Origin of the sequence: Streptomyces sodiiphilus (assembly GCF_039529215.1) — a bacterium.
Classification (GTDB): domain Bacteria; phylum Actinomycetota; class Actinomycetes; order Streptomycetales; family Streptomycetaceae; genus Streptomyces; species Streptomyces sodiiphilus.
In genome coordinates this window covers 1-23,639 of record NZ_BAAAMJ010000009.1, presented here as the reverse complement: position 1 = coordinate 23,639, position 23,639 = coordinate 1, and the positions used below count along the sequence as shown (strand labels likewise).

Annotated in this window: 20 protein-coding genes, 1 other RNA gene and 2 pseudogenes; 12 read left to right on the top strand and 11 right to left on the bottom strand. The window is 74.6% G+C overall.

All coding sequences use genetic code 11. The features are described from left to right. From ABD299_RS04685 to ABD299_RS04675, 3 genes are all read right to left on the bottom strand, one after another. Positions 1-705, bottom strand: a complete 705-nt coding sequence (locus ABD299_RS04685; RefSeq protein ID WP_344259068.1) for an SCO2322 family protein — start codon at positions 703-705, stop codon at positions 1-3. Next, entirely contained in the window at positions 705-2,036 is a 1,332-nt protein-coding gene (locus ABD299_RS04680) for an SCO2321 family membrane protein (RefSeq protein ID WP_344259066.1), read from the bottom strand. The genes ABD299_RS04685 and ABD299_RS04680 overlap by 1 nt, the downstream gene beginning before the upstream one ends. Positions 2,037-2,347: 311 nt before the next feature. Next, a complete protein-coding gene (locus ABD299_RS04675; protein WP_344259064.1) occupies positions 2,348-3,121 on the bottom strand; it encodes a class I SAM-dependent methyltransferase in 774 nt (257 codons plus the stop codon). Between the two features lie 213 nt (positions 3,122-3,334). Between ABD299_RS04675 and lanKC the strand changes: the two genes are divergently transcribed. The 4 genes from lanKC to ABD299_RS04655 all read left to right on the top strand — a co-directional run bounded on the left by lanKC (position 3,335) and on the right by ABD299_RS04655 (position 9,931). Further along, the gene (gene lanKC / locus ABD299_RS04670) at positions 3,335-5,977 is read left to right on the top strand and encodes a class III lanthionine synthetase LanKC (RefSeq protein ID WP_344259062.1); all 2,643 of its coding nucleotides are present in this window, start codon (positions 3,335-3,337) and stop codon (positions 5,975-5,977) included. Positions 5,978-5,997: 20 nt separating this feature from the next. Next, complete coding sequence (locus tag ABD299_RS04665; RefSeq protein WP_344259286.1) at positions 5,998-6,120, top strand: SapB/AmfS family lanthipeptide; 123 nt, start codon at positions 5,998-6,000, stop codon at positions 6,118-6,120. Between the two features lie 174 nt (positions 6,121-6,294). Further along, the gene (locus ABD299_RS04660) at positions 6,295-7,995 is read left to right on the top strand and encodes an ATP-binding cassette domain-containing protein (protein ID WP_344259060.1); all 1,701 of its coding nucleotides are present in this window, start codon (positions 6,295-6,297) and stop codon (positions 7,993-7,995) included. Position 7,996: 1 nt separating this feature from the next. Further along, positions 7,997-9,931 carry an ATP-binding cassette domain-containing protein gene (locus tag ABD299_RS04655; protein ID WP_344259059.1) on the top strand — a complete coding sequence of 645 codons (1,935 nt, stop codon included), beginning with the start codon at positions 7,997-7,999 and terminating at the stop codon, positions 9,929-9,931. Here ABD299_RS04655 and ABD299_RS04650 read toward each other — a convergent pair. Together ABD299_RS04650 and ABD299_RS04645 are read right to left on the bottom strand one after the other, a co-directional pair. After that, positions 9,857-10,237: pseudogene (locus ABD299_RS04650) on the bottom strand (LuxR C-terminal-related transcriptional regulator); the annotation flags it as partial. The gene ABD299_RS04655 and the pseudogene ABD299_RS04650 overlap by 75 nt on opposite strands. A gap of 367 nt (positions 10,238-10,604) precedes the next feature. Next, complete coding sequence (locus ABD299_RS04645; RefSeq protein WP_344259057.1) at positions 10,605-11,204, bottom strand: TetR family transcriptional regulator; 600 nt, start codon at positions 11,202-11,204, stop codon at positions 10,605-10,607. A 190-nt stretch (positions 11,205-11,394) separates the two neighbouring features. On the opposite strand from ABD299_RS04645, the gene ABD299_RS04640 reads away from it, so the two are divergent. The 3 genes from ABD299_RS04640 to ABD299_RS04630 are packed head-to-tail and all read left to right on the top strand — an operon-like array spanning position 11,395 to position 14,563. Continuing rightward, the gene (locus tag ABD299_RS04640) at positions 11,395-12,747 is read left to right on the top strand and encodes a glycosyltransferase family 4 protein (RefSeq protein WP_425581252.1); all 1,353 of its coding nucleotides are present in this window, start codon (positions 11,395-11,397) and stop codon (positions 12,745-12,747) included. 5 nt (positions 12,748-12,752) lie between these two features. Then, positions 12,753-13,484, top strand: a complete 732-nt coding sequence (locus ABD299_RS04635) for a class I SAM-dependent methyltransferase (RefSeq protein WP_344259054.1) — start codon at positions 12,753-12,755, stop codon at positions 13,482-13,484. Beyond that, complete coding sequence (locus ABD299_RS04630) at positions 13,481-14,563, top strand: prenyltransferase/squalene oxidase repeat-containing protein (protein ID WP_344259052.1); 1,083 nt, start codon at positions 13,481-13,483, stop codon at positions 14,561-14,563. The genes ABD299_RS04635 and ABD299_RS04630 overlap by 4 nt, the downstream gene beginning before the upstream one ends. 138 nt (positions 14,564-14,701) lie before the next feature. On the opposite strand, the gene ABD299_RS04625 is transcribed toward ABD299_RS04630, so the two are convergent. From ABD299_RS04625 to ABD299_RS04615, 3 genes are all read right to left on the bottom strand, one after another. Then, the gene (locus tag ABD299_RS04625; protein ID WP_344259050.1) at positions 14,702-15,538 is read right to left on the bottom strand and encodes a DUF5336 domain-containing protein; all 837 of its coding nucleotides are present in this window, start codon (positions 15,536-15,538) and stop codon (positions 14,702-14,704) included. A gap of 163 nt (positions 15,539-15,701) precedes the next feature. Beyond that, positions 15,702-16,304, bottom strand: coding sequence for a class I SAM-dependent methyltransferase (locus ABD299_RS04620; RefSeq protein WP_344259284.1), 603 nt, complete (start codon positions 16,302-16,304; stop codon positions 15,702-15,704). 173 nt (positions 16,305-16,477) lie between these two features. Further along, positions 16,478-17,677 carry a hypothetical protein gene (locus ABD299_RS04615; protein ID WP_344259049.1) on the bottom strand — a complete coding sequence of 400 codons (1,200 nt, stop codon included), beginning with the start codon at positions 17,675-17,677 and terminating at the stop codon, positions 16,478-16,480. A 183-nt stretch (positions 17,678-17,860) separates the two neighbouring features. Here ABD299_RS04615 and ABD299_RS04610 point away from each other — a divergent pair, with 183 nt between their 5' ends. From ABD299_RS04610 to ABD299_RS04600, 3 genes are read left to right on the top strand one after another with little or no spacing between them, the layout of a single operon-like run. Continuing rightward, positions 17,861-18,721 carry a Nif3-like dinuclear metal center hexameric protein gene (locus ABD299_RS04610; RefSeq protein ID WP_344259047.1) on the top strand — a complete coding sequence of 287 codons (861 nt, stop codon included), beginning with the start codon at positions 17,861-17,863 and terminating at the stop codon, positions 18,719-18,721. Next, positions 18,718-19,461 carry a zinc ribbon domain-containing protein gene (locus ABD299_RS04605; RefSeq protein ID WP_344259282.1) on the top strand — a complete coding sequence of 248 codons (744 nt, stop codon included), beginning with the start codon at positions 18,718-18,720 and terminating at the stop codon, positions 19,459-19,461. The genes ABD299_RS04610 and ABD299_RS04605 overlap by 4 nt, the downstream gene beginning before the upstream one ends. After that, on the top strand, positions 19,458-20,636 hold the full coding sequence (locus ABD299_RS04600; RefSeq protein WP_344259046.1) for a bifunctional RNase H/acid phosphatase: 1,179 nt from the start codon (positions 19,458-19,460) through the stop codon (positions 20,634-20,636). Before ABD299_RS04605 ends, ABD299_RS04600 begins: the two co-directional genes overlap by 4 nt. Positions 20,637-20,659: 23 nt before the next feature. Here the strand turns inward: ABD299_RS04600 and eda are convergent, their stop codons facing one another. Both eda and yaaA read right to left on the bottom strand, forming a co-directional pair. Beyond that, positions 20,660-21,316, bottom strand: a complete 657-nt coding sequence (gene eda / locus ABD299_RS04595) for a bifunctional 4-hydroxy-2-oxoglutarate aldolase/2-dehydro-3-deoxy-phosphogluconate aldolase (protein WP_344259045.1) — start codon at positions 21,314-21,316, stop codon at positions 20,660-20,662. An 81-nt stretch (positions 21,317-21,397) separates the two neighbouring features. Then, on the bottom strand, positions 21,398-22,213 hold the full coding sequence (gene yaaA, locus ABD299_RS04590) for a peroxide stress protein YaaA (protein ID WP_344259043.1): 816 nt from the start codon (positions 22,211-22,213) through the stop codon (positions 21,398-21,400). A gap of 105 nt (positions 22,214-22,318) precedes the next feature. On the opposite strand from yaaA, the gene rnpB reads away from it, so the two are divergent. Next, positions 22,319-22,723, top strand: an RNA gene (gene rnpB, locus ABD299_RS04585) — RNase P RNA component class A. Positions 22,724-22,784: 61 nt separating this feature from the next. Here the strand turns inward: rnpB and ABD299_RS04580 are convergent. Then, positions 22,785-22,943, bottom strand: coding sequence for an ATP-binding protein (locus ABD299_RS04580; protein WP_344259042.1), 159 nt, complete (start codon positions 22,941-22,943; stop codon positions 22,785-22,787). A gap of 68 nt (positions 22,944-23,011) precedes the next feature. Here ABD299_RS04580 and ABD299_RS04575 point away from each other — a divergent pair. Then, positions 23,012-23,639: pseudogene (locus ABD299_RS04575) on the top strand (transcriptional regulator); the annotation flags it as partial.

Sequence of the window (23,639 nt, the reverse complement as noted above, 5' to 3'; positions counted from 1 at the left end):
TCAGAGGTCCCGGCGCCGGGACCGCCACCAGGCGGCTCCGGCGAGCACGACGACCACGGTGACGCCGGCGATCACCGCGACCGGCCCGCCGCCCGGATCCGGGGCGGCGCCCGTGTCGTCCGTGCCGTCGTCGTCGCTGCCGGCCCCGGTCACCTGCTCGCCGCAGCCGCGCGCCGGGTAGTCCGCGATGGCGCACAGCAGCGCGTCGGTGTTGTAGCGCAGCGGACCGGCGCTCGCCGCCAGGGCCTCCGCCGCGGTGGCGTCCACGGGGACGACGGAGCACTCGGTCCGCCCGCCGGGCGGCCGTTCGCCCGCCGGGGCGTCCTCCGGGGTGCCGAAGTCGATGACCCAGGCGATCCGCTTGGAGCCGTCGTCCGGCTCGGTCCCGCCGCAGATCTCCTCGAAACGGGTCTCTCCGCGCGGCCGGTGGGCGTCGGCGGCGTTGGTCTGGACGGCGAACCGGAAGCCGAGCACGGAACCGTCCGCGGGGCGGAGCGTGCCCGGGCCCTGAGTGGCGTAGCGCCACCGGCCGTCGTCGCTCTCCTGCTGCCAGAAGGACCAGTAGCGGTAGCCGGCCGGTGCCTCCTCCCCGGCGTGCGCCGGCGGGGCCGCGGCCGACACGGCCGCGGCGCCCAGGAGCGAGGCCGCGAGGAGGCCGGCGGCTGTCCGCCGCGATCCGCCGCCGGCAGGAGAGCGACGGCGCATCAGCTGTCCCGCTTCTTCCTGCGCTGGGTCAGCAGCACACCGATGACGACACCCGCGAGGAGGCCCAGACCCAGGATCCACAGGAGCACGCCGCTGCCGGTGGCCTCCTCGTTCTCCTCCTCGCCGGCGCCGTCCGCCGCGCCGTCCTCGTCCTGCTCCGGTGCCGGGCCGAGGGCGTTGAGCTGCCCGATCAGGTCGGTGCCGCCGAAGTCGGCCGGATCGGCGCCCCCGGCGTGCGCGGCGAGCACCAGCTGGCCCAGCGCGGCCGGGGAGGACTCCAGCCCGTCCCACGCGGTGTGGTTGGCCTCCAGCCACTCCAGCGGGCCCCGCACGGCGTCCCCGTGGCCGCCCGCGGCCAGGGCGAGCACGGCCTTGGAGGTGCCGCCGAAGTCCGGCTGGTCCTCCGCGCCGGGCAGCGAGGAGACCAGGTGGTTGTCCCCTTCCGCGAGCAGCGCGGCCAGGTGTGCGGCGCCCGCGGCGGCGGACTGCCCCGCGGTCGGTTCCCGGCCGCCGGACTCGTCCTCGCCGTTCTCCTCCGTGGAGTCCTCGGCGTCCTCGCCCTCGGTGTCCGGCGTGTCCTCGTCCCCGTCCTCGTCCCCGCAGTCCAGCGGGGAGACGGGCACCGGGTCGCCCTCCACGTCCGGGGACACGACCAGGCCGCTGCCGTAGGCGGCGAGTACCGCGTCCACCGTCGAGGCGGGGTTGGCGAACAGGTCACCGGTGGTCTCGTCGGGCTGCCAGGCGAACGCGCCGCGCTCCTCCTGGTCCGCCTCGCAGCCCAGCTGGAGGGCGGCCAGTGCCTCGTAGGGGGACGCGTCGTCCCGGCGTACCCCGTCCGGGTCCTGTCCGGCGGCAGCCAGGGCACCGATCACCACGGCCGTGGAGTTGGAGTCGGTGGCGCCGCCGGGGCTGTAGCCCCAGCCGCCGTCCTCGTTCTGCATGCTCCGCAGCCACTCGTCGGCGGCGGCAACGGCCTCGTCCTGTCCGCCCACGGCCGCCAGCGCCTGCACGGCCAGTGCGGTGGCATTGGTGTCGGCCGCCGTGACGTCCTCGCAGGGCACGCCGGTGTCGGCGCGGAAGGAGAGGAAGGAGCCGTCCTCGCACTGCTGCCCGGCCAGCCATTCGACGGCCTCGGGCGCCGGTGTGTACCCGCTGGTGTCCTGCGCCAGCAGGGCCAGGGACTGCCGCCACACCCCGTCGAAGCTGGGGTCGCCCTCCCCGTAGAGCTCCTCGGGGGCCGGCGGGGGATCCTCGGCCAGGACGGCCGGGGCCGCCGTGATCACAAGGAGGGCGGCACCTCCCAGGGCGGTCGCGCTGCGGCGCAGGTTCATCGGATGCCTTTCGCTGTGCTGGTCAGCCGGGCGCGGCTGACCACCACAGCGTTCGTGCTGCGGCGGCACCGGGCTCAGCTCCGTATACCTCGACGGTGCCGGGGGCCGGCCGGCCGACGGGCGGCACGGTCCGGCTCCGGGAGCCAGTGCGCTCCCGCGGTCAGGTGCTCCGGCTCGCGGGCCCCGGCGGAGGCCGGGCCCGCTCACGGTTGCGGGTCAGCGCCGGAATCGCACCGGCTTCCCCTGGTCGCGGAAGTACTGCTGGGGGTCACTGTAGCCGCCGCCCTCCGGCCGGCCTCCGGGCCCTGCCCTCAGCCGCGGTCCTGCCCGGCGGGCCGCTCACCGGTGATGAAGGCGAAGCGGTCGTCGAAGGCCAGCTCACCGGCTGGGTACCGCTCGGCGATCTCCCGGAGCCCGGCGTCCAGTTCACCGTCGGGGAAGGAGGACAGCACGGACATCCAGCGCCCCGCGACCAGCTTCAGCCACTCCTCGCGGTCGATCCGCACCGGATAGGCGTCCGTCTCCAGGACGGTGCGCAGGCCCGCCTGCTCCAGGGCGCCGGCGATCTGTGCCGGCTCGGGCTGTCTTGCGGCGAACCGGTCCCGGGCCGCCGCGAACAGGGGGTAGCCCGTTTTCGGCGGAAGGGTGACGACGACGATCCGGCCGCCGGGTACGAGCAGCCGGGCCAGCCCGGCCAGGGTGCGGTCCAGCGCGGAGAAGTGGTGCACCGCCTCCTTGATCACGATTCCGTCGAGGGCCGGCCACGGCAGCCCCACCGTGCCCGTGGCGAGCTCCTCGGCCGTGGCCCGGACCGGGAGCAGCCTGGGGTCCGACGGAAGCCGGCCGAGCATGGCGGGGGAGGGGTCGGCACACACCACCGGGGTGTCCTGGGAGGCGTGCCGCATCAGCCGGCGCAGGAACAGACCGGTGCCGGCCCCGATGTCGGCGATGCGCAGTCCGGGCCGCAGGGCCAGCCGCCGGTGGATGCGGTGTTCCATCCAGTCGAGGTAGTCGGGGCGGTGGCCCCAGGTGGTGTCGTAGGAGTCGGCGCGGTGTGCGTAGTGGTTCGCCAGCTGCTCGTCCACGGATTCGCGGTCCCTTCTCGCCCACGGCTGTCACCGTGCGCTGCCGGTCGGATGCGGTCTGCCGTCCGCCCGGGTCATACCCTCCTCCGGCCGCCCGCACCTCCGTCACCGCGAGGAACCATGCGTAACGCATGTCCAGGTCGTGACAACTGCGACTGTTCCCTTTCCCCGGTCACGTGGAATCGTCGGTTCCGGTCACCCGAAGGGGGAGGAATGGACAAGCGGTACGAAGCCTTCTGTCTCGTGGACAAGAATTTCTACGAGACGCCGCAGCGGTGGTCCGCCGCGGAAAAGGAATCGCGGCGGCGCGAGGCGCTGCTGGACACCGCGCGGCGTTCCGTCCCGGCCGGCTGGAGCAGCGGCCGCAGCGGGGACTGGCTGCAGATCACCCCTGATGCCGGCACGCTTCCCCGGCAGGGCTGGAAGATTCACGCCTCGGCGTGCCTGGACAACGCGGACACGGTCGCGGCGAAAATCTGGGACTACTGCGTGCCCCGGGGCATCGCATTCAAATTCGTGCCCAGCCGGAATCTGCTGTACCTGCGGAATTCCAAGTACGCCGGACGGGACAGCAGCGGAAAATTCGCCACCATATACCCGGCGGGCGAGGAGCAGCTGCACACCGTCCTCACCGAGCTGGGTCACGCCCTCGCCGGGGAGCCGGGTCCGTACATCCTGACCGATCTGCGCTGGCAGGGCGGCCCGCTGTTCGTGCGCTACGGCGCGTTCGCCCGGCGCCTGTGCGACGACGGCTCGGGGAACCTGGTGCCCGCCATCGAGAACGCCGACGGCGAGCTGGTGCCCGATCTGCGGGCGCCCACCTTCTCCGTCCCTCCGTGGGTGCCCCTGCCGGAGTTCCTGAAGCCGCAACTGGACGCCCGCAACGCCACCACCACGTCGGACCTTCCCTACCGGATCGAGCGTGCCCTGCACTTCTCGAACGGCGGGGGCGTCTACACCGGCACCGACACCCGGACCGGTGAGCGGGTGGTGCTCAAGGAGGCCCGCCCGTATGCCGGCCTGGCCGCCGACGGCGTGGACGCCATCAGCAGGCTGGAACGGGAGAAGGGCGCGCTGGAGCGGCTGGCCGGCCTGCCGGTGGTGCCCGGGGTGCGGGACTGGTTCGCGCTGGGCGACCACCAGTTCCTGGTGATGGACCACCTGCCGGGCCGGACCCTCAACTCCTTCTTCGCCGAGCGGCACCCGCTGATATCCGAGACCCCCGACCCTGCCGCACTGGCCTCCTACACCCGCTGGGCACTGGACATGCACCGGGCGGTGGAGGAGGCCGTGGCGGCCCTGCACGAGCGCGACGTCGTCTTCAACGACCTGCACATGTTCAACATCATGGTCGCGCCCGACGAGAAGTCCGTGGCGCTGCTGGACTTCGAGTCCGCCTCGTACCCGGGCAACGAGACCCGGCAGATCGTCGCCCACCCCGGCTATCTGGCGCCCGCCGGGCGCATCGGCAAGGAGGTCGACCGCTACGCCCTGGCGTGCCTGAGGCTGTCGCTGTTCCTGCCGCTGACCACGCTGCTGGCCATCGACCGCGGCAAGGCCGCACATCTCGCCGGCCTCGCCGCCGCGCAGTTCCCCGACGTGCCGCGGGAGTTCCTCGACGAGGCGGTCGCCGAGATCGAGGGCCGCGACGTCCGGCCGGCCGGTGCCCGCCCGGCCGGGAAGCAGCGGTCCGCGGCGGACGGCCCGGCACCGGTGGAGCCCGGGGACTGGCCGCGCAGCCGCGACGCGATGGTCCGCGCCATCCTGGCCTCCGCCACCCCCGAGCGGGACGACCGGCTCTTCCCCGGCGACATCGCCCAGTTCTCGGAAGGCGGCGGACTCGGCCTGGCGCACGGCGCCGCCGGCGTGCTGTACGCCCTGGCGGAAACCGGGGCCGAACGCTTCCCGGAGGGCGAGCAGTGGCTGCTGCGGCAGGCCGCCGAACCGCCGCGGGCCACCCCCGTCGGTCTGTACGACGGCCTGCTCGGCGTCGCCTGGACCCTGGACCGGCTCGGCCACACCGACCGGGCTCTGGACCTGGCCGAGCGGCTGCCGGAGGGCAGCTGGCGGCACCTGCCGGAGGAGCTGTTCGGCGGGCTCGCCGGCATCGGGCTGGTCCTCGACCACCTCGCGGGGACCACCGGCGACTCCTCGCTGCGGGCCCGCGCCCTGTCCGCCGCCGAACTGGCCGCCGCCCGGATCACACGTGGCGGCAGCAGCGGGCGGGCCGGCCTCCTGCACGGTGCCGCCGGGCCGGCCCTGCTGATGGTGCGCCTGTACGAGCGCACCGGGGACACCGCGCTGCTCGACCTGGCGGCCACCGCCCTGCGCCAGGACCTGGCCCGCTGCGTCGCAGACCGGCACGGCACCCTGCTGGTGGACGAGAAGACCCGCCGGATGCCGTACGTCGGGGAGGGCAGCGTCGGTATCGGCATGGTCATCGACGACTTCCTCGCCCACCGCGCCGACGAGGAACTGGCCGCGGCCCGCGACGCGATTCTGCCCGCCGCCCGCTCCCGCTTCTACGCCCAGCCGGGCCTCTTCCGGGGCCGGGCAGGGATGATCCTGCACCTGAGCCGCACCACCGCCCCCGGGGCGACCCCGGGTCACCTCGACGCCCAGATCGCCGACCTGGCCTGGTACACGCTGCCCTACGGCGGCGGACTGGCCTTCCCCGGCGACCAGATGATGCGGCTGTCGATGGACCTGGCCACGGGGACGGCGGGCTGCCTGCTGGCGCTCGGCGCCGCCCGGCGGCCCGGCACCGTGCGACTCCCCTTCCTGCCGCCTCCGGCAGCCCCAGAGCCACCCTCGCGCCACGAGGGTGAACAAGTGAATATCCCGGTCACCTCATGAGAATCCGAAAGGACATCACCATGGCTCTTCTCGACCTGCAGACGATGGACACCTCCGAGGAGTACGGCGGCGGCGGCTCCAACCCGAGCTACGCCAGCCTCCTCCTGTGCGGCGACAGCGGTCTGAGCGTCATCACCTGCTGATCCATCCGCAGGCCCGGCCCGCGGTCCCGTGCGGTCACACCGCACGCGGGCCGCGGGCTCCGCGCGTCCACCGGGCCACCGCCCGCCACCGCACCGCCGTGCCGGACAACCGCACCCGCTGCCGGCCGCACCGAGCGCACCGGCCGCCCGCGGGGCCCGGCCGGAGGAGGAGACATGCCGCACCCGGCACGCCCCGCCGACCGGCTGCTGCTGTCAGCCGCCCGGCACAGCACCGCGAGGGCCGCCGCCCTGTGCCTGCTGACCACGGCCGGAGCCGCCGTCGCCCTGGCACTGCCCGCCGCGCTCGGCCGGACCCTGGACCTGCTGCTGGCAGGGGGCGACGCGGCCGGATCCACCACCCGCTGGACCCTGGTCTGCGCCGCCCTGATCTGCGCGAGCGTCGCACTGGACGCGGTCCGCACCGTCCTCACCGGCACCACCGACGCCCGGACCACCGCCTGGCTGCGCGGCCTGCTGACCGGCCGGGTGCTGGCCATCGGCCCGGCCGGCGCCGCCCGCTTCACCCACGGGGACCTGGTGACCCGCGCGACCGTCAACGCCGGTCACGCCGGCGCCGGACCGGCCGCCGCGGCCACCACCGTCGCCGCCGTGCTCACCCCGCTGGGCGGCATCGCCGCACTGGCCCTGATCGACTACCGGCTGGCCCTCGCCTTCCTCGCCGGCGCGCCGCTGCTCGCCCTGCTGCTGCGGTCCTTCGCCCGCTCCACCGCCGACTGCGTCGCCCGCTACCAGCGCGTCCAGGGCGATCTGGCCGGCCGGCTGGTGGAGGCGCTGGCCGGCGCCCGGACCGTCGCGGCCGCCGGTACCGAGGAGCGCGAGCGGCGGCGGGTGCTGGAACCGCTGGCCGGGCTGAGCGATCACGGGCACCGGCTGTGGCGGGTGCAGGGCAGGGCCAGTGCCCAGGCCGCCGCCCTCGTGCCGCTGCTGCTGCTTGTCGTGGTCGCCGTCGGCGGACTGCTGCTGACCGCGGGAGCGCTGAGCGTGGGCGCCCTGCTGGCGGCGACCCGCTACGCGGCACTGGCCGCCGGGGCGGGCGCGCTGGTCGGCCACCTGGGGGCCCTCGTCCGCAGCCGGCAGGCCGCCGGGCGGATCGCCGAGGTGCTCCAGGTGCCCCCCGTCCGGTACGGCGACCGGGAGACGCCACCCGGAACCGGCCGGCTGGAACTGCGCGGCGTCACCGTGCGGCGCGGCGGACGCGCGGTGCTGCGCGACCTCTGCCTGACCGTTCCCGCCGGCACCACCGTGGCGGTGGTGGGCCGCTCGGGCTCCGGCAAGTCCCTGCTGGCCTCCGTCGCCGGCCGGCTGGCCGACCCGGACGCGGGGGAGGTGCTGCTGGACGGCGTCCCGCTGCGGGAACTGGACCGGGCGGCGCTGCGCCGCGAGATCGGCTACGCCTTCGCCCGCCCCGCGCTGCTGGGCGGCACGATCGGCGGCACCATCGGCTTCGGGCCGGCCCCGGCATCGCCGGAACGCGTCACCGCCGCGGCCCGCGCGGCCTGCGCGGACGGCTTCGTCCGGACCCTCCCCGAGGGATACGACACCCCCTGCGCGCGGGCACCGCTGTCCGGGGGTGAGGAACAGCGCCTCGGCCTGGCGCGGGCCTTCGCCCACCGCGGGCGGCTGCTGATCCTGGACGACGCCACCTCCAGCCTGGACACGGTCACCGAACTGCGGGTCGGGCGCGCCCTGTCGCGGGACAGCGGCGACCGGACCCGGCTGGTGATCGCGCACCGCCCGGCCACCGCGGACCGCGCCGACCTGGTGGCCTGGCTCGACGACGGCGGGATCCGGGCCGTGGGGCCGCACCGCGAGCTGTGGCGGCGCGCGGACTACCGAGCGGTGTGGAGGAACTGACATGGCCACAGGTGCCGACCATCCCTCCCTGGCCCGCGCGGGACTGCGCTTCCTGCGGCGCCGGCCGCGCGCCGTGCTGGCGGTGGCGGGCTGGTCGCTGCTGGAATCCGCGCAGGCGTTCCTGCTCGGCTACGGGCTGGCCCGGGCGCTGGACGACGGGTTCCTGGCCGGCGACGCTCCGGCCGGGCTGGCCTGGCTGGGCGTGGCCGCACTGGGCGTGCTGGCCGGCGCGGTCGGCTCCGGCCGGGTGTTCCGGGCGGTGGCCGCCCTGGCCGAACCCCTGCGGGACAGCCTGGTGCGCCAGGTCGCCACGCGGGCGCTGCGCCAGGCGGTGAGCGGCGCCCGGCCGGACGGCACCGCGGTCGTCTCCCGGGTGACCCACCAGGTGGAGATCGCCCGGGACAGCTTCGCCGGGCTGATCCTGATCGCACAGAACTTCCTGTTCACGGCCGCCGGGGCGCTCGCGGGGCTGCTGTGGCTGGCCCCGGTGCTGCTGCTCGTGGTGCTGCCGCCGCTGCTGGCCGGCCTGGCGGTCTTCGCCTGGTCGCTGCGCCCGCTGGCCCGCAGGCAGCGGGCGTATCTCGTGGCGGACGAGGAGATCGCGGCCGCTCTGGGGGAGACGGCGGCCGGTCTGCGGGACATCACCGCCGCCGGGGCCGAGGACCGGATGAACGAGCGGGCCCGGCGGCGGATCGAGCGCGGGCACCGCACGCACCGGGCGCTGGCCCGCTGGACGGTCACCCGGGTGGCCGCGCTGGCACTCGGAGGCTGGATGCCGGTGCTGCTTCTCCTGCTGGCGTCCCCGTGGCTGCTGTCCCGGGGCGTCACCGCCGGAGCCCTGGTCGGGGCGCTGACCTATCTGACGCAGTCGCTGCTGCCGGCCCTGCAGAGCCTGGTGCACGGTCTGGGCGGGGCCGGTGCCCGGCTGGCGGTGGTGATCGGCCGGCTCCGTGACCATCCGCCCGGCCCCGGAGTACTCCCGCTGGTCGCCGCGCCGCCCGCGGCACCGCCCCCGGGAGGCCCGCTCCGGCGGGCGACGGTACCTTGCCCGGTTTCGGACGGACCCGGTGCACTGGAGTTCCGGCGGGTCACCTTCGGCTACGGCGGCCGTGCCGAACCGGTCCTCCGCGCCCTGGATCTCACCGTGGCACAGGGCGGCCATCTGGCGGTGGTGGGCCCCAGTGGCACCGGGAAATCCACGCTGGCCCAGCTCGCGGCCGGGCTGCTGGTCCCCCAGGAGGGGCAGGTGCGCCTGTGCGGCGTCCCGCTCGCCGCAGCCGGAGCGCGGGAGCTGGTGCGGCTGCGTGCCCTGGTGCCGCAGGAGGCGTACGTGTTCTCCGGCACGGTGTGCGAGAACCTGGTCTACTTGTGCCCCGCCGGTCGCCCGGTGCCCGGGGAGGCCCTGACGGCGGCGGCCGCGGCGGTCGGAGCGGACGAACTCATCCGGCGGCTGGGCGGCCCGGACGCGCGGGTCGATCCGGCCGCCCTGTCCGCGGGCGAACGCCAGCTTCTCGCCCTTGCGCGGACCTATCTCTCACCGGCCCCGGTGATCGTCCTGGACGAGGCGACCTGCCATCTGGATCCGGTGGCCGAGGCCCGCGCGGAACAGGCGTTCGCCGCCAGGCCCGGCACCACGCTCGTTGTCGTCGCCCACCGTGTGGGGTCCGCCCGGCGGGCCGGCCACGTCCTGCTGCTGGACGGCCCGCGGGTGGCATACGGCAGACACGATGAGCTGCTGCGCGAGTGCGACAGCTACCGGGAACTGGCGGGCGGCCACTCACAGCCAGCCGGCGCGCTGGGAGATGCGGATGGCGTCGATCCGGTTGCGGGCACCGGTCTTGCGGGTGATGGCGGCCATGTAGTTGCGCACCGTGCCGCGGGTCAGGTGCAGGGTGCGGGCGATCTCGGGGACGGGAGCCCCCTCGGCCGCCAGTGACAGCACGGTCAGTTCCCGGGGGGTGAGCGGTACCTCCGCCGCGTGCAGGAAGTCCACCGCGAGGGTTTCGTCCACGTACCGGTGGCCGGAGGCGACCTGCCGTATCGCGGTCAGCAGCCGGTCCCGGGAGGCGTCCTTGCTGACATATCCCAGGGCCTTGGCCGAGACCGCCTTTCGCAGCAGCCCCGGCTTGCCGGCCTGCGCCAGCACGACCAGTGATCCGTCCCCCCCCGCCGTCCACCCCGGTGCCGCGGACGGCGGAGAGGCGTTCGAGTCCGTCCCCCTCCGCGTCCGCCATGCAGACATCCACCCCCTGGAAGCCCTTCTCGTCGAGTGCGCCGCGCCAGGATGTCGCCTCGATCTTGATGTCCTGCTCGCCCTCCAGCAGCGACACCAGGGCAGATCTCAGCAAGTGCGCGTCGTGTATCAGAAGTAAGCGGATCACTTCTCTCCCTTTGTCGGCCCGAGCCCCCGCACGCCCAGCTGACCGGGTACCCGGAGTTCCCCGATCCATCGTGAACGCACCAGGGCCGGATGGTGCCGAGTTGGCGCATCTCGGCGAATGCACGGGAGCGCGGAGGGGGCGCTGCGAACGGCTCGTGCGCACTTGTGGGGCCCGCGGGGATCATGTACCCGACGGGAGTGGAAAGGGGGCGGGTTGCGGACCTGGCCGTCAGGGGGCGCGGGAGACCAGTCCGCAGGCGGTCTCGATATCGGCCTGGGCCTCGGCGAGAGTGGAATGCCCGCTCAGCCAGCTCAGCAGAGTGGAATGCCAGGTGTGCCGTATGACCCGGATCGCGCTCAGCCGCCGGTCCGCCTCCTCCGCGGGCAGTCCGGACGCGTCGATCAGGAGGGCCGTCGTCAGCCGGGTCACCGCCACCACCTCCCGCTGCACGGAGCGGTCGGCGAACAGCAGGGCCCGCATCATCGCCTCCGCCAGCCGGGGGTCGCGCCGGTGCGCCCGGAACGCCCGCCGCAGCGTCCGCACGAGACGGTCCGCCGGGTCGTGCTCCTCCAGAGGACGCTCCCGCAGCGTGGCGTGCAACTGCTCGAGCTGGTCGTGCAGCACCGCGACCAGCAGGTGGATCTTGGAGGGGAAATAGCGGTAGAGCGTGCCGAGAGCCACCTGGGAGGATTCCGCGACCTCTCGCATCTGGACCGCGTCGAAGCCGCCGGCCGAGGCCAGCTGCGCGGTGGAGTCGAGGATGCGCCGCCGCCGTTCCCGCTGACGCGCGGTCCGGACCGGTGCGGCGTCCTGGTGCTGTGTGGTCATCGGGGCCGCTCCGCAACCAGAGACTGAAACACGTTGCAGCCTAGCGTGTACCGTGGCGGGAATCACCCGTCCCGGGCGATGCCGCGGGAGACCGGCAGGATATCTTCGGTACTCATCGGTAGCAGGGCGCGTGGTGGCTCCGTACAGGGAACCGGTCCCCGGCGGGACGAGCGGTTGCGCTCCGGCGCACATGGTGAGGAAGGGGCTGTGCGTGACCGCTGAGGCCGGCCTGGACAGACCGCTGAGAATCGCCCTGCTCAGCTACCGGGGCAACCCGTTCTGCGGTGGCCAGGGCGTCTACGTCCGTCACCTGTCCCGCGAACTCACCCGGCTCGGTCACCGGGTCGAGGTCATCGGTGCCCAGCCCTACCCCGTACTGGACGACGGGGTCACGCTGACCGAACTGCCGAGTCTGGACCTCTACCGCGAGCCCGACCCCTTCCGCACCCCCGCGCTGAGCGAACACCGGGACTGGATCGACGTCCTGGAGACCGCCACGATGTGGACCGGCGGCTTCCCCGAGCCCCTGACCTTCTCGCTGCGCGCCCGCCGCCTGCTGGCGGCCCGGCGCGGCGACTTCGACATCGTCCACGACAACCAGACCCTGGGGTACGGACTGCTGGGCACCTCGCGCCCGGATCTGCCGCTGATCACCACCATCCACCACCCCATCACCGTCGACCGCCGTCTGGAACTGGCCTCGGCCACCACGGCCCGCCGCCGGATGTCGGTGCGCCGCTGGTACGGCTTCACCCGGATGCAGAAGCGGGTCGCCCGCCGCCTGCCGACCGTGCTGACCGTCTCCGGCACGTCCCGCCGCGAGATCGTGGAGGACCTCGGTGTCCCGGCCCGCCGGATCCACGTGGTCCCGATCGGCGCCGACACCCGGATCTTCCACCCGGACCCCGCCGTCCCCGAGGTGCCCGGGCGCATCGTCACCACCTCCAGCGCCGACGTCCCGCTCAAGGGCCTGATCCACCTCGTCGAGGCCCTGGCCAAGCTGCGCACCGAGCAGCCGGACGCGCACCTCGTCGTCGTCGGAACCAGGCCCTCCCGCGGCCCTGTCGCCGACGCCCTGCGGCGCTTCGGCCTCGGCGAGGGGACCGCCGAGGACACCGGGGACGGCAGCGGCCGGCCCGCCGTCCGGTTCGTCAAGGGCATCAGCGACAGCGAACTGGCGGATCTGGTGCGCAGCGCGCAGGTCGCCTGCGTGCCCTCCCTGTACGAGGGTTTCTCCCTCCCGGCCGCCGAGGCCATGGCCACTGGCACCGCCCTGGTGGCCACCACCGGTGGAGCCACCCCCGAGGTGGCGGGCCCGGACGGCGAGACGTGCCTGGCCGTGCCCCCCGGCGACTCCGGCGCCCTGGCCGCCGCCCTGGGCCGGCTGCTGGCCGACCCGGCACTGCGCGCCCGGCTCGCGGCGGCCGGCCGGGAGCGCGTGCTGAGCCGCTTCACCTGGGAGCAGGCCGCCCGCGACACCGCCGGACACTACCGCGCCGCCCTCGCCGAACACGCCGCGCACCCCGGAACCGCGAAAGGCTGACCGCCGTGCTCACCGTCGATTTCACCCGCTTCCCGATCGCCCCGGGGGACCGCGTCCTCGACCTGGGCTGCGGCGCCGGCCGGCACGCCTTCGAGTGCTACCGGCGCGGCGCCCGCGTCGTGGCACTGGACCGCAACGGCGAGGAGATCCGCGAGGTCGCCGGCTGGTTCGCCGCCATGGAGGAGGCCGGCGAGGCACCGGCCGGCGCGAGCGCCACCGCCCTGGAGGGGGACGCGCTCGCCCTGCCCTTCGCCGACGACAGCTTCGACGTCGTCATCATCTCCGAGGTCATGGAACACATCCCCGACGACAAGGGCGTCCTCGCCGAGATGGTCCGTGTGCTGCGCCCCGGCGGGCGGCTGGCCGTCACCGTCCCCCGCTACGGCCCGGAGAAGATCTGCTGGGCCCTCAGCGACGCCTACCACGAGGTGGAGGGCGGCCACATCCGCATCTACCGCGCCCACGAACTGCTCGGCATACTGCGCGGAGCCGGCCTGCGCCCCTACGGCACGCACCACGCCCACGCACTGCACTCCCCGTACTGGTGGCTCAAGTGCGCCTTCGGGGTGGACAACGACAGGGCCCTCCCGGTGCGCGCCTACCACAAGCTGCTGGTCTGGGACATCATGAAGAAGCCCCTGGCCACCCGCGTCACCGAACGCGCCCTCGACCCGCTGATCGGCAAGAGCTTTGTGGCCTACGCCACCAAGCCCCACCTGCCGAGGACCGGCGGGTGACCCTCCCGCGCCGCACCGGGCGGCTGGAGAGGCTCACCCTGCCCGGTGTGCTCACCACGGAACAGGCGGCCCGGACCGTCGCGGGCATCGCCGCCGTGCAGCGCCCCGACGGCGCCATCCCCTGGTTCCGCGGACACCACCTCGATCCCTGGGACCACGTCGAGGCGGCCATGGCCCTGGACACCGCAGGAGAACACGAGTGCGCCGAGGCCGCCTACCGCTGGCTGGCCGACCATCAGAACCCCGACGGCTCCTGGTACGCCGCCTACCACGACGGGGACGCCGCCCGGCCCACCGACCGCGGCAAGGAGACCAACTTCTGCGCCTACCTCGCGGTCGGTGTCCTGCACCACTACCTGACCACCGGCGACGAGGTGTTCCGCGAGCGCATGTGGCCCGTGGTGGCCGATGCCGTGGAGTTCGTCCTGGAACTCCAGCAGGAGGGCGGCGAGATCGGCTGGAAGCGGGAGCCCGACGGCACCCCGCTCACCGAGGCGCTGCTCACCGGCTCCTCGTCCGTCTACCAGGCACTGCGCTGCGCGCTGGCCCTCGCCGAACTGCAGGACGCTCCGCAGCCGGACTGGGAACTGGCGGCCGGTGCCCTGGGCCACGCCATCCGCAGCCACCCCGAGCGCTTCGCCGACAAGTCCCGCTACTCCATGGACTGGTACTACCCGGTGCTGGCCGGTGCGGTGCGCGGTCCCGCGGCCCTGGCCCGGCTCGACGAACGCTGGGACGAGTTCGTCGTCCCCGGCCTCGGCGTCCGCTGCGTGACCCCCAACCCCTGGGTGACCGGCGGCGAGAGCGCCGAACTGGCCCTCGCCCTGTGGGCGGTGGGCGACCGGGAGCGTGCCGCCCGGATCCTGAGCTGGATCGGTCACCTGCGCGCCGACGACGGGCTCTACTGGACCGGTTACGTCTTCGCGGACAAGGCCGTCTGGCCCGAGGAACTCACCGCCTGGACGGCGGGCGCCGTGCTGCTGGCCGTGGCGGCGCTCAACGGTGACGAGCCCACCTGCGCCGTCTTCGGCGGCGCGGAACTGCCGCGCGGCCTGGAGCCCGACTGCTGCCGTCCCTGACCGGCGGCCCGCCGTCCGCGACGTGCCGGCCGGAGGTCCGCGGAGGCGCCGACGCCGAGGGGCCGGAAGGAAGGGGGGACGTCCCCCCCGCCTCCCGGCCCCTCGGCGCAGCCCGGCGACCGGGCCCGCGGCCGGCGGTCAGCCGCGCTGGATGCCGCTGGTGTCCTGAAGCACCCCGCGGCGGCCGTCCTGGGTCTGCGCCACCAGCGTCTGGCCGCGCTGCTCCACAGCCAGGTACCAGGTGCCCGGGGCGAGTTCGGCGACCGGAGCGGGCGAGCCGTCCTCGCCGTACAGCGGGCGGGTGGCCGGCACCGCGAACCAGAACGGCTGGAAGTCGGGGTCGGGCTGGGGCGGCGCGGGCTGCGCGGCCTGCTGGGGCTCCATGCCCGGCTGCATTCCCTGCTGAGGCTGCGCGCCGTAGGGCTGCGCGCCCGGCTGACCGCCGTACTGCTGCTGGCCGCCACCCGGGTAGCCGTACCCGGGCTGTCCCGGCTGCCCGGGCTGCCCGGGCTGTCCCGGCTGCGCAGCGGGCTTGGGGGACTTGCTGACCAGCGGCGCCTTCAGAGCGGGCACCAGCGGGGTGGCCACCGCACCGCCGGCCAGCACGAGTGTGGCGATGAAGCCCAGGATCTGCCCCGGGCCGGTGTCCAGACTGCTCGGGCCGCCGATCAGGGTCCAGAACGCGCTCCACAGCGAGAAGACGGCCAGGGCGATACCCCACTGCTCCAGCTTCAGACCCGCGAACTCCTTGTCGCTCTGCGGCAGGAACCGGGATCCGACGATCAGACCGGCCGCGATCAGACCGGCCAGGAAGATCGAGGGCAGGACCGGAAAGAAGTCGCTCGACCAGCCGGTGTCCGTCGAAGTGCTTCCGAAGCTCGAGAACTTGTAGAAGTCGAGGAAAGAGGAGATGAAGAGCAGTACCGCTGCTCCGATCACCACTGCGTCGCCTCGTGTGAGCGAGCGGTTGTTCACGTCAGGTCCTTGTCGGTTCGTCGTCGTAGTCATGGTCTTGTCAGGCGCGGCCCCATCGTACGGATGCGGCAGGGCGCGGGTCCGGCAGGTCGGCTTACTGTTTCCCAGGCGACACGCTTGTGATGAGGCCGTGATACTCGGCGCCGGGGCCCGCGAGGCACCGTCAGCAGCCCGGCCCCGTCCGGCGCAGCACCCGCAGCGAGTCGCACCGGGCGTGCTCGGCGAAGGCGCCGGAGTCCAGCGCCCGCCGCCAGATCCGGAACGGGGCCTGCCCGCCGTCGGCCGGATCCGGGAACACGTCGTGGATGACCAGCAGCCCGCCCTCGGCGAGCTGAGGCACCCAGCTCACGTAGTCGGCCGCGGCGTGCTCGTCGGTGTGGCCGCCGTCGACGAAGACCAGGCCGTACCGGCCGCCGCCGCCCCCGCCCAGCGCCGCTGCCGCCTGCGGCGACCTTCCCACCACGGCCACCACGTGGTCCTCCAGCCCGGCGGCGGCCAGGGTCCGGCGGAAGAACGGCAGCGTGTCCATCCGGCCGTCGCCGTCCGGGGCCACCAGCTCGGGGTCGTGGTACTCCCACCCGGGCTGCTGCTCCTCGCTGCCCCGGTGGTGGTCCACGGTGACGACCACCGTGCCGGCCCGCCGGGCCGCGTCGGCGAGCAGCAGCGTGGAGCGCCCGCAGTAGCTGCCGATCTCCAGCAGCGGCAGCTCCAGGCGGGCCGCCTCCGTCGCCGCCGCGTGCAGCGCGAGCCCTTCGGCGAGGGGCATGAAGCCCCTGGCCGCCTCGAAGGCCGCGAGGGTGTCCTCCTGCGGTCCCGGCGTGCTCCCCACTCTTCCCCCTGCGTCCCCGTGGCGGCACCCGTCGTGCGGGATGCCCGTGTTTCCTGGCTCCTCATGCTGCCGCATGGCACGGACACCCGCGCACCGGGGTCCGCGCCGGGTCAGGACTGCCGGGCCAGCGGGGCCTGCTGGAGCGGTATGGGCGTGCACACGCCCATCGCACCCCGCACCGGCCCGCCGGCTGCCTCCGGCCCGCCGGCCGCCCCGGGGGCCGGAGCGGAACCGGCCGGGGACGAGGGCGGCGTTCCGTCCGGGAACCCGCTGCCGCCCGGCCCGCCCGACGGCAGCGGCTCCGCCGCCCGCGGAACCGGCTCCGGCGCGGCGGCGGGCTCGGGCACGGCGGCCCGGAACAGCCCGCAGGGGGCCTGGGCGGAGGAGTACGGCAGCAGCAGCTCGCCGCCGGGCGTCCACCGGCCGGAGCCCGCCAGCCACCCCTCGGGGGCGGCCGCGTGACGCAGCTCCCGGTCCTGCGGCCGCCAGACCGCCACCCACTCGTGCTCCGGGCCGATCATCCTCAGCGCCACCGCACACTCCTCGGGCAGCAGCACCTGGCCCGGCTGGGCCGCGAACGGGGACAGACTGACCCCTTCGGGGTGCAGCGCCTCGGGGAAGCGCACCGGACGGTGGCTGCCCAGCACCGCCCAGCCCAGCCGGTCGGTGCCCGGCGCGTCGGAACGCACGATCAGCAGCCCGCTGTCCGGATCGGCCAGCATCAGCCGGTCGTTGCTGTCCTCCGCGATGCGCAGCAGCTCGGCGGCCTCTCCGCCGTGCCGGACGTCCACGGTGACCGTACGGGTGATCCCGGTGGCGTCGGTGCGGTCCAGCGCCAGCACGGCACCGTCCCGGTCCAGCCAGGCTCCCCCCGAGCACCAGCCGGACACCCGGGTCACCAGCTGCGGTCCGTACCCGCCGCCGCACACCTCCCACAGCGCCGTGCCACCGGGCTCGGGGACCAGGGCGTACACCCGGGTACTGCCGTCGGGGACCGGCGGCAGCAGCGACAACTGCTCGCACTCCACCGAGCCCAGCGCCAGCTCCCCGGTGTCGGGACCGGAGGGATACAGCAGCGCGAAGTGCCGGCAGCCCTCGCCCGGGCGGCTGATCAGCACCCTGCCGTCGGCCAGTGGCTGCACCTCGCTCAGCGGATCCTCGGGGTGCTCCCCCGGCAGTGGCACCGCGTACGGCTCGGGTCCGCCCAGCGTCCACCGCTCCGGGTAGCACCCGGCGCCGCCGGTCGCGGTGACGAGCCGGGCGGCATAGGAGCCGTCGGCAGTGAGGGTCAGTGTGCCACCGTCCGTCATCGATCGCTCACCTCCAGTCGAGGACGCTAGGTTTTTGCGCGGCCGGGGACAATGCGACCGCGCACGCTTCACGCTCAAGAGTGACGCCCGGGCGATTCCGTTGATCAACCGGGGTCGGTTGTGCTGTCCCTCCCGGCGGAACGGGCCGCAACCGGCCCCCGCCCGGACAGGTAGCCTGACCCCGTGCCCGTACTCTCCGAACTCACCGACGCGCTCGACACCCTCTGGCCGCGCGAACGCGCCGAGTCCTGGGATGCCGTGGGTCCGGTCTGCGGCGACCCCGGGGCCCACGTCGACCGGGTGCTGATCGCCGTCGACCCGGTCCAGGAGACCGCCGACGAGGCGGTGCGGCTCGGCGCCCAGCTGCTGCTCGTCCACCACCCGCTCTATCTGCGCGGCACCACATCGGTCGCGGCCGACCACCCCAAGGGCAAGGTGGTGCACACCCTCATCCGCAGCGGCGTCGCCCTGCACGTGGCGCACACCAACGCCGACCGCGCCGATCCCGGCGTCTCCGACGCCCTGGCCGGAGCACTCGGGCTGCGCGTCACCGGGCCGCTGGTACCCGACCCGGACGACCCCTCCGGGCGCCGCGGACTGGGCCGCATCGGCGAACTCGACGCACCGATGGACCTGGCCTCCTTCGCCGCACATGCCGCAGCCGCCCTGCCCGCCACTGCCCAGGGCGTCAGGGCCGCCGGGGACCCGGGACGCCCGGTGCGCACCGTGGCGGTGTGCGGCGGCTCCGGCGACAGTCTCCTCGCGCGGGCCCGTGCCGCCGGCGTCGACGCCTTCCTCACCGCCGACCTGCGGCACCACCCGGCCTCCGAGGCCGTCCAGGAGGCGCCCGTGGCGCTGCTGGACGCCGCGCACTGGGCCACCGAATGGCCCTGGTGCGAGCAGGCCGCCGCCCAGCTGGACGCCGTCTCCGAACGGCACGGCTGGGGACTGCGGGTGCACGTCTCGCACCGCGTCACCGACCCCTGGACCGCCCACGCGGCGTCCGTGCCCGCCTTTGACACCACCTCGGGAGCCCCCAACTGAACGCCGAGCCCGCCGATCAGATCCGCCTGCTCGACGTCCAGGCCCTGGACGTCCGGCTGACCCAGCTCGCGCACCGGCGCGACAACCTGCCCGAGCACGCCGAACTGCGCTCGCTGGAGAGCGAGTTGACCCAGCAGCGCGACCTGCTGGTCGCCGCCCGCACCGAGGCGGGTGACACCGGCCGGGAGCAGACCAAGGCCGAGCAGGACGTCGAGCAGGTCCGCAGCCGTGCCGAACGGGACCGCAGGCGCCTGGAATCCGGCATGGTCACCAGCCCCAAGGACCTGGAGAGCCTGCAGAGCGAGATCGCCTCCCTCGCCAAGCGCCAGGACGACCTGGAGACCGTGGTGCTGGAGATCATGGAGCGCCACGAGGCGGCGCAGGCACGCGCGGAGGAACTGGACGCCTCGGTCCAGGAGATCGGCGCCCGCGTCGAGGAGACCGCCGCCCGCCGGGACGCCGCCACCCGGGAGATCGACGCCGAGGCCGACCGCGTCCGCAAGGAGCGCGAGGTCATTGCCGGTTCGGTGCCCGAAGCCCTCCTCAAGCTGTACGACAAGCTGTGTGCCCAGCACGGCGGTGTGGGCGCGGCCCGGCTCTACCAGAAGAGCTGCGAGGGATGCCGTCTGGAGCTGAACGTCACCGAGCTCGGCGAGGTCAGGGCCGCTCCGCCCAACGAGGTGCTGCGCTGCGAGAACTGCCGCCGCATCCTGGTCCGCACCCCCGAGTCCGGGCTGTGACGCGGAAGTTCGTCGTCGAGGCCGACGGGGGATCGCGGGGGAACCCGGGCCCGGCGGGCTACGGTGCCGTGGTCCGCGACGCCGTCACGGGCGAGGTGCTCGCCGAACGGGCCGAGTACCTGGGCACGGCGACCAACAACGTCGCGGAGTACCGGGGGCTGATCGCCGGGCTCCGGGCGGCCCGCGAGCTGGACCCGGAGGCCACGGTGCTGGCCCGCCTCGACTCCAAGCTGGTCGTCGAGCAGATGACCGGGCGCTGGAAGATCAAGCACCCGGCGATGCGTCCCCTGGCCTCCCAGGCCCGCGAGATCCTCCCCGAGGGTGCCGTCCGCTACGAGTGGATCCCCCGGGAGAAGAACAAGCACGCCGACCGGCTCGCCAACGAGGCCATGGACGCCGGCCGGCGCGGGGAGCGCTGGGAGCCGTCGGCCCCGCCCGCCGGGCCGGTGCCCGCGGACACCCCGTCCGCCGGGGAGTCCCCGCCCGGCACGAGTCCCGCCGGGCGGGAGCAGCCGCCGCCCGCGCCCACCGGCTGGGGGCCGGCCGACCAGGGGCCGCCCACCACCCTGGTCCTGCTCCGGCACGGCGAGACCGCCCTCACCCCGCAGAAGCGGTTCAGCGGAAGCGGCGGCGAGGACCTTCCGCTGTCGCCCGCCGGTCTCCAGCAGGCCGAAGCCGCGGCCCGGGTGCTGGCCGCCCGCGGCACGGTCGACGCCGTCGTCAGCTCACCGCTGGCGCGCTGCCGGCAGACGGCCCAGGTGATCGCCGCCCGGCTGGGGGCGGAACCACGGATCGACGAGGGCTGGCGGGAGACCGACTTCGGGGCCTGGGACGGGCTGACCTTCGGCGAGGTGCGCGAGCGCCACCCGGAGGATCTGGACGCGTGGCTGCGGTCGCCGGAGGCCCGGCCCACCGGCGGCGGGGAGAGCTTCGCGGAGGTCGCCCGCCGCGTGGCGCTGGCCCGGGACAAGACGATCGCCCGGTACGCCGGCCGGACGGTCCTGGTGGTCACCCATGTCACCCCGGTCAAGACGCTGCTGCGGCTCGCCCTGGACGCGCCACCCGAGGCCCTGTTCCGCATGGAGCTGTCGGCTGCGTCGCTGTCCGCGATCGCCTACTACCGCGACGGCGGTGTCACCGTGCGGCTGTTCAACGACACCGCCCACCTGCGCTGACCCCCGGTGCCCGGGCCGCCGTGCTATTCCGCGCTGCGCGGGGCGGCCTGGGCCAGCCGGGTGACCCGGGCCCAGTCACGGGCCGCCAGCGCGTCCGGTGGCATCATCCAGCTCCCGCCCACGCAGGCCACGTTGGGCAGCGCCAGGTAGGCGAGCGCGGACTCGTTCGTCACCCCGCCGGTGGGGCAGAACCGGGCGGCGGACAGGGGGCCCGCCAGTGAGCGCAGATACGGCACTCCGCCCGCGGGCTCGGCCGGGAAGAACTTCATGTCCGTGATGCCGTGCTCCAGCAGCGTCATCACCTCCGACGCGGTGGCCGCCCCGGGCAGGAACGGCACGCCGGCCGCGCTCAGCCCGGCCAGCAGCCCGCCGGTCGAGCCGGGACTGACCAGGAACCGGGCGCCGGCCGCGACGGCCTCCTCGGCCTGCTCCGGGGTCAGGACGCTGCCCGCACCCACGACGGCGTCCGGCACCTCGTCGGCGACCGCCCGGATCGCGTCCAGCGCGGCGGGGGTGCGCAGCGCCACCTCGACGGCCGGGAGCCCGCCGTCCACCAGCGCGTTCGCCAGCGGCACCGCGTCGGCGGCCTCCTCGACCGTCACCACGGGCAGCACCGGCGCGAGATCCAGGACCGGCCCCACGGTGTCCGGAGCCGGGGTCTCCTCAGCAGAACCTTCCATGCTCCGACCATGCCGGGCCCCGGCCCGGCCCACAACCCGGGTTGCGCCCACCGCAACCGGGCCGCCGCCGGGCCGGGCCGCTCACAGCTCGGAGACCACCACGTCCAGCTGCCGGGCCCGGCCGGGCCGCTCCGGCCCCTCCTCCACCCGGTACCCCAGTGCGCGCAGCTCCTCGGCCAGTTCCTCCGGTGTGCCCGGGCGGGTGCCCGCCTCCAGCAGGTCACGGACCAGGCGGCCCTTGGTGGCCTTGTTGAAGTGGCTGACCACCGAGCGACGTTCGACGCCGTCCACCGTCCGTGAGTGCAGTACCCGCACGGTGGCGATGCGGGAGGCCACCTCACCGGCGGGCTTCCACATCCCTGCGTACGCCGTGGACCGCAGGTCCAGTACCAGACCGCCGTCACCGCTTCCGGCGGCCTCCCGCACCGCCCCCGGCATGACCTCGCCGAGCGCCGGCCGCCAGAAGGCGCCCAGTGGGCCGATGCCGGGCAGCTTCGTGCCGCCGGACAGCCGGTAGGCGGGGATCGGGTCCGTCACCCGCACCGCGCCCCACAGCGCGGAGAACACCAGCAGCGACCGCCCGGCCCGCTCCCGGCCCTCCGGGCTCAGCGTCGCCAGGCCCAGCGCGTCGTACAGCACGCCGGTGTAGATCTCCCCGGCGGGCCGGGCCGGGGCGGTGAGCAGCGCCGCGTTCCGCGTCACCTCGTCCCGCAGGCGTTCGCCCAGCCCCAGCACCTCGCGGGCCTTGTCCGGGTCGGAGGAGCACAGGGCGACCAGCTCCGCCAGGACTGTCTCGCGCGCCGCTGTCAGCCCGGGCAGCGAGAGTCCGGGCAGATCGACGGGCGGCCCGGAGGCCGCCTGCGCCTTCCCCTCGGACGGTGGCAGCAGCACCAGCACGTTCGGTTCTCCTCTTCTCACCCGCGGTGCCCGGGCGGTCGTTCGTCCGGACACCGGCAGCGTACGGCGCCGGTCACGGCACCGGTACGATGGGGGAGCGGCAGACGAGTCGCGCGGGCGGCCGCGTCGGGGTCCTGTGGGATCCCGCCGAGGAACGTCCGGGCTCCGCAGGGCAGGGTGGTAGGTAACGCCTACCTGGGGCGACCCACGGGACAGTGCCACAGAAAACAGACCGCCGGACGGCACTGCCGGCCGGTAAGGGTGAAACGGTGGTGTAAGAGACCACCAGCGCCCAGGGTGACCTGGGCGGCTCGGTAAACCCCACCTGGAGCAAGGTCAAGAGGAGCCGTCGGACGACGGCTCTGCGCGGACGACCGAGGGCTGCCCGCCCGAGTCCGCGGGTAGACCGCTGGAGGCTGCCGGCGACGGCAGCCGTAGATGGATGGCCGTCGCCCGCCGGACCGCGAGGACCGGCGGGAACAGAACCCGGCGTACAGCGCGACTCGTCTGCCGCTCGAGGCACGCCCGGCACGTCCGGGCGTGCACGCCCGCTGCGGGGCCGCTCACCACGTCACTCCGTGCGCGACTCGGCCCACACCCGCTTTCCCCGGCCCAGCAGGTCCGTTCCCCACCGCTCCGAGAGCGCCTCCACGATCTCCAGGCCGCGCCCTCCCGTGTCGGTGGAGGCGGCTGTACACGGGACGGGCCGGGCGCGGGACTTGTCCTCCACCTCGATCCGGACGCGGTCCGTGGAGGAGGTCCGCCGAGCAGTGGCCGCCAGCGGCCGGTATCGCAGACTTGTGTCAGCATCGGTACTACCGGAAGACCAGGAGGGCCGCCGAACCGTGGGGGAGGCTCGCCGCCGCAGTCGTCGGTCCCGACGTGGACAGCGGCGTCACCGACGATCTGGTGAGGGCCACAGCCGACCTGTTCGTCAGCGAACATCACATTCCCGCGCGGCTGCTGGCCGAACGCCTGGGCACCCACCTGGAGACCCTGACAGCGCTGATCCACCGCCCCGGTCCTCACCGTCGGGCGCTCATGGTGGCCGCGGGAGAGACCGCTGCCCTGGCGGGCTGGTCAGCCTGCGATCTGGGCGCCATGGCCACCGCGCGAAACTACGACGAGACGGCGGCGCTGGCCGGCCGGGAGGCCGGACACCCGGCTGTCGTCGCCCTGACCATGGGTTACGCCTCATACGCGGTGGCCCCGGACAAGGCCCGGGAGATGCTGGCCGCAGCGCAGGAGCACGTACGCGGGGCCGGATCCGCCACCGCCCGGTCCTGGCCGGCTGCCCGCGAAGCCGAGATGGCCGCCGCGACCGGTGACCGGGAGGGCACGCTGCGCTCGCTGGACCGGGCCACCACAGCGTTCGACTACGCCAGCCGTCAACTTGACCCGGCCCTGAAGGGCCGGGCTTGGAGGT